Source organism: Nereida ignava, from assembly GCF_001049735.1.
Lineage (GTDB): Bacteria > Pseudomonadota > Alphaproteobacteria > Rhodobacterales > Rhodobacteraceae > Nereida > Nereida ignava.
This window is the reverse complement of record NZ_CVPC01000014.1, coordinates 1-7,909: the sequence shown is the minus strand read 5'-3', so window position 1 is coordinate 7,909 and position 7,909 is coordinate 1. Positions and strand designations below refer to the sequence as shown.

Below are 7,909 nucleotides of genomic sequence, written 5' to 3'. Positions count from 1 at the left end.
GGTAAAGAGTCTATCGACAAGCTGATGGAAGCTGTTGACAGCTACATCCCGACACCAGCACGTGCTGTTGACCAGCCGTTCCTGATGCCGATCGAAGACGTGTTCTCAATCTCTGGCCGTGGTACAGTTGTAACCGGTCGTGTTGAGCGTGGCGTTATCAACGTTGGTGAAGAGATCGAGATCGTTGGTATCCGTGACACCACGAAGACAACCTGCACAGGTGTTGAAATGTTCCGCAAGCTGCTTGATCGCGGTGAAGCAGGCGACAACATCGGCGCGCTTCTTCGCGGCGTTGACCGTGAAGGTGTTGAGCGTGGCCAGGTTCTTTGTAAGCCAGGTTCCGTATCCCCTCACACAAAGTTCGAGGCAGAAGCTTATATTCTGACTAAAGAAGAAGGTGGCCGTCACACGCCATTCTTTGCGAACTACCGTCCACAGTTCTACTTCCGTACAACTGACGTGACAGGCACAGTTGAGCTTCCAGCGGGTACCGAGATGGTTATGCCGGGCGACAACTTGAAGTTCGAAGTCGAGCTGATCGCACCTATCGCTATGGAAGACGGTCTTCGCTTTGCGATCCGCGAAGGCGGCCGCACAGTAGGCGCGGGCGTCGTAGCAAAAATCATCGCCTAAGCTGATTGATTTATACGCAATGACGCTTGCGTCACTGCGTGACAAGATTTAAGGCGGGCCCTCTAGGCCCGTCTTACGGGTTTGATGTGGGTACTGGACGAGCCAGCCATCCACCTCTCAACGCCTCACGCCAATTAAAGGCAATGAAAATGCAAAGCCAAAATATTCGCATTCGGCTGAAAGCGTTTGACTACCGTGTACTGGACGCCAGTACACAGGAAATCGTCAACACAGCCAAGCGTACTGGTGCCAATGTTCGTGGTCCCATTCCGCTTCCAAACAAAATCGAGAAGTTCACTGTTCTGCGTGGTCCACACGTAGATAAGAAGTCTCGCGACCAATTTGAAATCCGCACGCACAAGCGTTTGCTGGATATCGTTGATCCGACTCCCCAAACTGTTGACGCGCTTATGAAGCTCGATCTTGCAGCTGGTGTGGATGTCGAGATCAAACTGCAATCTTAATCGGAGGATTTGAAACAATGATCCGTTCCGGAGTTATTGCAAAGAAAATGGGCATGACCCGTTTGTTCATGGAAGATGGTAAGCAGATTCCTGTTACTGTTCTTCAGCTAGACAACCTTCAGGTTGTTGCTCAGCGTACCGAAGAAAAAGACGGCTATACTGCTGTTCAGCTTGGTGCTGGTTCTGCGAAAGCAAAGCGCACATCTGCTGCGATGCGCGGCCACTTTGCTGCGGCAAAAGTCGAGCCAAAGCGTAAAGTTGCTGAGTTCCGCGTTAACGCTGACGCTCTGATCGAAGTAGGTGCAGAAATCTCTGCTGATCACTACCTCGAAGGTCAGTATGTTGACGTTGCTGGCACATCGATCGGTAAAGGTTTCCAAGGTGCGATGAAGCGCTGGAACTTTGGCGGTCTTCGCGCGACACACGGTGTGTCTATCTCACACCGTTCACACGGCTCTACAGGCCAGTGTCAGGATCCTGGCCGCGTTTTCAAAGGTAAGAAAATGGCCGGTCACATGGGTGCTGCTCGTGTTACTACGCAAAACCTGCAGGTTGTTAAGACTGACGCCGCCCGTGGCTTGATCATGGTTAAAGGCGCTGTTCCCGGCTCCAAAGGTGGTTGGGTGACTGTTAAGGATGCGGTTAAGAAACCATTCCCTGACAACGCACCGATGCCAGCAGGCCTAAAATCCGACGCAGCTGTAGCTGAAGCTCCGGCCGAAGCACCTGCGACTGGAGGTGAAGAATGAAACTTGATGTGATCAAACTTGACGGCAAGACTGCTGGCTCTGTTGAGCTTTCAGACGAGCTGTTCGCACTTGAGCCTCGCGCAGACATTCTGCACCGTGTGGTTCGTTGGCAGCGTAACAATGCGCAGGCCGGCACTCACAAGGTGAAGACACGGTCTGAAACCAGCTACTCAACAAAGAAGATTTATCGCCAAAAAGGCACCGGCGGCGCACGTCACGGTGACCGTAACGCGCCGATCTTCCGTAAGGGTGGTATCTACAAAGGCCCAACACCACGTTCACATGGTCACGAGCTGCCGAAGAAATTTCGCAAGCTTGGCCTGAAGCACGCGCTTTCTGCAAAAGCAGCTGCGGGTGAGTTGGTTGTGATTGAGAACGCGGAAGCAGAAGGCAAGACTGCAGCGTTGGCTAAGCAAGTGAAAAACCTCGGTTGGAAGCGTGCATTGGTCATCGACGGTGCTTCTGTGAACGAAGGGTTCTTGAAAGCCGCGCGCAACATCGAAGGTTTGGATATCCTGCCGACAATGGGCGCAAACGTGTATGACATCCTCAAGCGTGACACTCTTGTGATCACCAAAGCAGGTGTCGAAGCTCTGGAGGCTCGTTTGAAATGAGTGCGAAAGCTGAACACTACGATGTGATCCGCAAGCCGATCATCACTGAGAAAGCAACTATGGCGTCAGAAAATGGCGCGGTGGTTTTCGAAGTAGCGATCGACGCAAACAAACCACAGATCAAAGAAGCAGTTGAGACGCTCTTTGGTGTGAAGGTTAAAGCGGTTAACACAACGATCACCAAGGGTAAGGCTAAGCGTTTCCGCGGCCAGCTTGGTAAACGTAAAGACGTCAAGAAGGCATATGTTATGCTCGAAGACGGCAACACGATCGACGTGAACACAGGTCTGTAATTAGACCAGTATAATTGGAAAAGCCCCGCCGTCATTTGACGAGCGGGGCTTTTTGTTTGTTTGCTACGCTTGTAGGGCTGATCGATTTGCGGCAGTGTTCCTGGCATGAAACATGTACCCAAACAAACCACTGACGATGCTCTTATTCAGGAATTTCTTAATAAGGGCGGCACTGTCACCAAGGGCAAGACGAAACCAGCACCCGCTGAATTGGGTCTGAGTAACAACCAGTGGAATAATAAGCTGACCAAAGAAGAAAAAGCTGCGCGCGATAAGAAGTAGCGTTTGTGGTCTGGCTTGGTAGCGGCTGGCTTATTGTACGTAGGTAAAATGTGCTTGGCACTTGACCCGAATGGGTCAGCCCCCTAGTAAGCACCATCGGCTCAGCCCCAGATTCGTCTGGGGCTTTGTTGTTGTTTTGTGCAGCTTGCTGCGCAACGCATTCTACGGGCACCTTCGGGGGCCTATAACTTCCGGTTCTGATGGCGAAAGCCGAATGAGCCGCAAAGCAAATGGAAGACAGAAAGCATGGCACTTAAGTCGTACAAACCGACGACGCCTGGCCAACGTGGGTTGGTTCTGATTGACCGTTCGGAGCTTTGGAAAGGACGCCCAGTCAAGGCACTCGTTGAGGGTCTGACGAAGAACGGCGGCCGGAACAATACCGGACGGATCACAATGCGTCGTAAAGGTGGTGGTGCAAAACGCCTCTACCGTATCGTTGATTTCAAACGTAACAAGCTGGACATCGCTGCCACCGTTGAGCGGATCGAATATGACCCCAACCGGACAGCGTTTATTGCACTCATCAAATATGATGATGGCGAGCAAGCATATGTACTTGCACCACAGCGTTTGGCCATCGGTGACAAAATCATCGCGTCCGCTAAAGCAGACATCAAGCCAGGCAACGCAATGCCGTTCTCTGGTATGCCAATCGGTACAATCATCCACAACATCGAGCTGAAGCCAGGCAAGGGCGGTCAAATCGCACGTGCTGCCGGTACGTATGCTCAATTCGTTGGTCGTGATGGTGGTTACGCACAAATCCGCCTCAGCTCTGGTGAACTTCGTTTGGTTCGTCAGGAGTGCATGGCGACTGTTGGTGCTGTGTCTAACCCAGACAACTCTAACCAAAACTTCGGTAAAGCGGGTCGCAACCGTCACAAGGGCATCCGCCCATCTGTGCGTGGTGTTGTTATGAACCCCGTCGACCACCCTCACGGTGGTGGTGAAGGCCGGACTTCTGGTGGTCGTCACCCAGTGACGCCATGGGGTAAGCCCACAAAAGGTGCCCGCACCCGGAACAAGAACAAAGCGTCCAGCAAGCTGATCATCCGCTCGCGGCACGCCAAGAAGAAAGGGCGTTAATCTATGACTCGCTCTGTTTGGAAAGGTCCTTTTGTCGACTCGTATGTCCTCAAAAAGGCAGAAGCATCCCGTGAAAGCGGCCGCAATGAAGTCATCAAAATCTGGTCGCGTCGTTCTACGATTCTTCCACAGTTTGTTGGCCTCACGTTCGGCGTCTACAACGGTAAAAAGCACATTCCAGTGAATGTGTCTGAAGAAATGATCGGCCAGAAGTTTGGTGAGTTCTCACCAACCCGTACATACTACGGACACGCGGCTGACAAAAAAGCGAAGCGGAAGTAAGTCATGGGCAAGGATAAAAACCCCCGCCGCGTGGCCGAAAACGAAGCAATGGCGAAATTGCGCATGCTTCGTACAAGCCCGCAGAAACTAAACCTGGTTGCGACAATGATCCGCGGCAAGAAAGTTGATAAAGCGTTGACTGACCTGTCGTTCTCAAAGCGCCGCATCGCTGAAGACGTGAAGAAATGCCTTCAGTCTGCGATTGCGAACGCAGAAAACAACCACAACCTCGATGTTGACGAGCTGGTAGTTGCAGAGGCTTACGTTGGTAAGAACCTGACACTCAAGCGCGGTCGTCCTCGTGCACGTGGCCGTTTCGGTAAGATCGTAAAGCCGTTCTCGGAACTGACCATCAAGGTTCGCCAAGTTGAGGAGCAATCGTAATGGGTAATAAAGTCAATCCAATCGGTATGCGCCTTCAGGTGAACCGCACATGGGACAGCCGCTGGTATGCAGACACCAAAGACTATGGTGACTTGCTGCTTGAGGACCTAAAACTGCGCGCATTTATCAAGGAAGAGTGCAAGCAAGCTGGCGTAAGCCGCGTGATCATCGAGCGTCCGCACAAAAAGTGCCGCGTTACGATCCACACAGCCCGCCCCGGTGTTATCATCGGTAAAAAGGGTGCTGACATTGAAACACTTCGTAAGAAGTTGGCTTCAATGACTGCGTCTGAGCTTCACCTGAACGTCGTCGAAGTGCGCAAGCCTGAGTTGGACGCAGCCCTCGTTGCTGAATCCATTGCTCAGCAACTTGAGCGTCGTGTTTCTTTCCGTCGCGCGATGAAGCGCTCGGTACAGAACGCAATGCGCATGGGCGCTTTGGGCATTCGTGTAAACGTTGCTGGTCGTTTGGGCGGCGCAGAGATTGCGCGTACTGAATGGTACCGTGAAGGTCGTGTGCCGCTGCACACACTTCGCGCCGACATCGATTACGCACACGCAGAGGGCATGACTGCCTATGGGATCATTGGCGTTAAAGTCTGGATCTTCAAAGGCGAGATCATGGAACATGATCCAGCTGCGCGTGACCGTAGATCACAAGAACTCCAAGACGGCCCAGCACCTCGCGGTGCAGGCGGTCGTCGCTAAGGGGGAGATTGAAAGATGCTTCAACCAAAACGCACCAAGTTCCGTAAAATGCACAAGGGCCGGATCCGCGGCGACGCCAAAGGCGGTTCGGATCTTAATTTTGGCACATACGGCCTGAAAGCACTGCAGCCTGAGCGTATCACTGCACGTCAAATCGAAGCGGCTCGCCGTGCGATGACGCGTCAGATGAAACGTCAGGGTCGCGTATGGATCCGGATCTTCCCGGATCTGCCTGTTACCTCTAAGCCTGTCGAAGTTCGTATGGGTAAAGGTAAAGGTTCCGTGGATTTCTGGGCAGCTAAGGTAAAACCTGGCCGCATCATGTTTGAAATTGACGGCGTACCGGAGCCAATCGCGCGTGAGGCACTTCGCCTCGCAGCGATGAAGCTGCCGATCAAAACACGCGTAGTGGTCCGCGAGGACTGGTAAGCAAAGTGCTTACTTAGAATAGAAAAGCCCCCGCATGGAAACGTGCGGGGGCTTTTTCACTTTAGGGCGCCGAGCGTGGCATAATTAGTTTGTGGCCCCGACGCCGGTGGTAATTAAGCTAGGCGTGATTTGTTGGATAACCCGGTGCCACTTTGTAATGGGTTGTTCAGCCGCAAAGATAACGTCGTTTGGGCGTAACTGAAATTCGGTCGCTAGCACCAAATTCGCAGCATTCGAAAAATCAAACCTGTATGCTGCAATCGGGCTACCGGAACTGCGTTTCCGTAGGATGTAGATTTGGCTAATATTTGCGGTGATTGTTGGAAGGCCGCCGCTGTCAAAGAGGGCATCAGCAAGACTTGCATGGTGCTCAAACGGTAGCGGGAACCGCGTTTGCTTACTCGCTTCACCCGTCAAGTAAACGTATTCACGCTGCAAACTGTCCGTTGCTATGCGCATCTGAATAGCAGTTTGTTCAGTGCGTTGTTGTAGATCGAGCGCGCTTAGCTGCGCTGTGATTTGTTCGGTCCGTTGGGTTTTTAGGGCTATGGATAATTCGGTTCGCGCAATCTGTTCCGAAAAATATGCCTGCGCAGTAGCTAAATCATAACCAACATGTACGTAGATGGCGTCACCAGACATTAAGGGCAGGCGCTGCAAGTCTGACGTCTCTAGATAATCTGCAAACGGTAGCTGATAGAGCTCGCCCAGTCTGTATATCTTAATTGAAGTGGAGCGCTCGTCTTCGGTAACAATCCCTCCTGCCGCAGCTATCGCATCGCTCAATGTGCTTGGTGCAAACGTGACGGGGATACGGGTGTGTGTTTTGACCGCGCCACCGACGATAATCTGCTGTGAATTGAATCCACTTATATCAAGGGCAAAGGCATCCGTGATTTGGTTCGCGGCCCTTCTTTTGAATACCGCTGAATGGGCATCCTCAATTGTGAGGCCGGCGACCTTGATCGAACCAACGTCTGGAAGCGCGATGGCGCCGCTGTCTTGGACTGTGTAGATGTTTAATCGCTGCTGATCTTCAGCTCCCGAGATCGCAATGGGATTGCTCCGCCCCGTCAGGGAGACAACATCACCCACTCCAATTCGGTACCGCTTTGTTTTGGTTTGCGGAGGTAGCCTCAATACTGGCGGGGCGCTGATGGTTTGTTGTCGCGAGGCGACGCGTGGTACTACTGGCTGAGCGGACTGCAGATCTATTGCGGTTATATCTGCGGACCTAGGCCTTGGTAGAGCGCGCGGTGAGTAAGCAGAGCCGTTCGCAATTTTTACAACGCCTTGTGTCACTTCGACGATCTGCACATCCGGATCGTTCAATGGAACCGTTGGGCTGATGTACAGCGCGCCGCAGTTGTTAAGAATCGCGAGCGATGTAGTTAACGCGATTCTGCGCGCTATGGTGTGAAACAAGTTTTTGGAGCGGCGATTCCCCTTAATTTGGAAAAAATTCGGATTAATTTTGACTCGTGCATGGGGCATTTGGGCGATTCACTCTGATTCACTCGTTATTCAGCTTAGTGTTGGCTTAGATTCTGCACTTTTCATGAACAGCGGGTCATTTACTTCGGTTTGAATAGCTACTGGTACTTGGCCCAAAGGTCGAAAATGTAGGTTTTATTGAGGTAATTACGTTTGTTCGAAAAACTTCACATGAAATTCAAAAAGGGGGTTGCGTGTTTTGTTTGTTAGACCTAAACCCCACTTCACCGGCGGCGCAGAGATGCAGCGCGGGTCGCCAGAGGGGCTAGGGAGACGCTGAGAGGCTGACTTGGTTCTGAGGTTAGAGAAGAAATTAGAGGTATTTGAGGCGGGGCGCGCCGTATGATTTAGGGCGCATCTGGTCTCTTTTGTTCCTCACGTTGTTTGAAATTGCTGGTATTTGAAGAGATATGTGGGCGGTTTGGTTCATTCGATGGATCAACGTCTGTATATCGCGCTAATAGGCTTCGGCCGATGATTTAGTGTCAG

At 52.0% G+C, this 7,909-nt stretch carries 12 protein-coding genes; 11 read left to right on the top strand and 1 reads right to left on the bottom strand.

The window, feature by feature from the left end; genetic code table 11:
• The 11 genes from NIG5292_RS11450 to rplP all read left to right on the top strand — a co-directional run.
• Window positions 1-633: EF-Tu C-terminal domain-related protein (locus NIG5292_RS11450; RefSeq protein WP_048599689.1), on the top strand; the 633-nt coding region annotated here is incomplete at its 5' end.
• Between the two features lie 149 nt (window positions 634-782).
• Complete coding sequence (gene rpsJ / locus NIG5292_RS11445; RefSeq protein ID WP_008756422.1) at window positions 783-1,097, top strand: 30S ribosomal protein S10; 315 nt, start codon at window positions 783-785, stop codon at window positions 1,095-1,097.
• Between the two features lie 17 nt (window positions 1,098-1,114).
• The gene (gene rplC, locus NIG5292_RS11440) at window positions 1,115-1,846 is read left to right on the top strand and encodes a 50S ribosomal protein L3 (RefSeq protein WP_048599688.1); all 732 of its coding nucleotides are present in this window, start codon (window positions 1,115-1,117) and stop codon (window positions 1,844-1,846) included.
• The gene (gene rplD, locus NIG5292_RS11435) at window positions 1,843-2,460 is read left to right on the top strand and encodes a 50S ribosomal protein L4 (protein WP_048599687.1); all 618 of its coding nucleotides are present in this window, start codon (window positions 1,843-1,845) and stop codon (window positions 2,458-2,460) included. The genes rplC and rplD overlap by 4 nt, the downstream gene beginning before the upstream one ends.
• Window positions 2,457-2,753 carry a 50S ribosomal protein L23 gene (locus NIG5292_RS11430; protein ID WP_048599686.1) on the top strand — a complete coding sequence of 99 codons (297 nt, stop codon included), beginning with the start codon at window positions 2,457-2,459 and terminating at the stop codon, window positions 2,751-2,753. The genes rplD and NIG5292_RS11430 overlap by 4 nt, the downstream gene beginning before the upstream one ends.
• Before the next feature lie 105 nt (window positions 2,754-2,858).
• Window positions 2,859-3,035: a hypothetical protein gene (locus tag NIG5292_RS15060; protein ID WP_048599685.1), complete on the top strand. Its 177-nt coding sequence runs from the start codon at window positions 2,859-2,861 to the stop codon at window positions 3,033-3,035.
• A gap of 246 nt (window positions 3,036-3,281) precedes the next feature.
• Entirely contained in the window at window positions 3,282-4,124 is an 843-nt protein-coding gene (gene rplB, locus NIG5292_RS11420; RefSeq protein ID WP_048599684.1) for a 50S ribosomal protein L2, read from the top strand.
• 3 nt (window positions 4,125-4,127) lie between these two features.
• The gene (gene rpsS, locus NIG5292_RS11415) at window positions 4,128-4,406 is read left to right on the top strand and encodes a 30S ribosomal protein S19 (RefSeq protein ID WP_048599683.1); all 279 of its coding nucleotides are present in this window, start codon (window positions 4,128-4,130) and stop codon (window positions 4,404-4,406) included.
• Between the two features lie 3 nt (window positions 4,407-4,409).
• Entirely contained in the window at window positions 4,410-4,790 is a 381-nt protein-coding gene (gene rplV, locus NIG5292_RS11410; protein ID WP_048599682.1) for a 50S ribosomal protein L22, read from the top strand.
• Window positions 4,790-5,497, top strand: coding sequence for a 30S ribosomal protein S3 (gene rpsC / locus NIG5292_RS11405; RefSeq protein WP_048599681.1), 708 nt, complete (start codon window positions 4,790-4,792; stop codon window positions 5,495-5,497). The genes rplV and rpsC overlap by 1 nt, the downstream gene beginning before the upstream one ends.
• Window positions 5,498-5,512: 15 nt before the next feature.
• Complete coding sequence (rplP, locus tag NIG5292_RS11400) at window positions 5,513-5,926, top strand: 50S ribosomal protein L16 (RefSeq protein ID WP_048599680.1); 414 nt, start codon at window positions 5,513-5,515, stop codon at window positions 5,924-5,926.
• Between the two features lie 84 nt (window positions 5,927-6,010).
• Here the strand turns inward: rplP and NIG5292_RS11395 are convergent, their stop codons facing one another.
• Window positions 6,011-7,420, bottom strand: a complete 1,410-nt coding sequence (locus tag NIG5292_RS11395) for a polysaccharide biosynthesis/export family protein (protein ID WP_082136697.1) — start codon at window positions 7,418-7,420, stop codon at window positions 6,011-6,013.
• Window positions 7,421-7,909 lie beyond the last annotated feature (489 nt).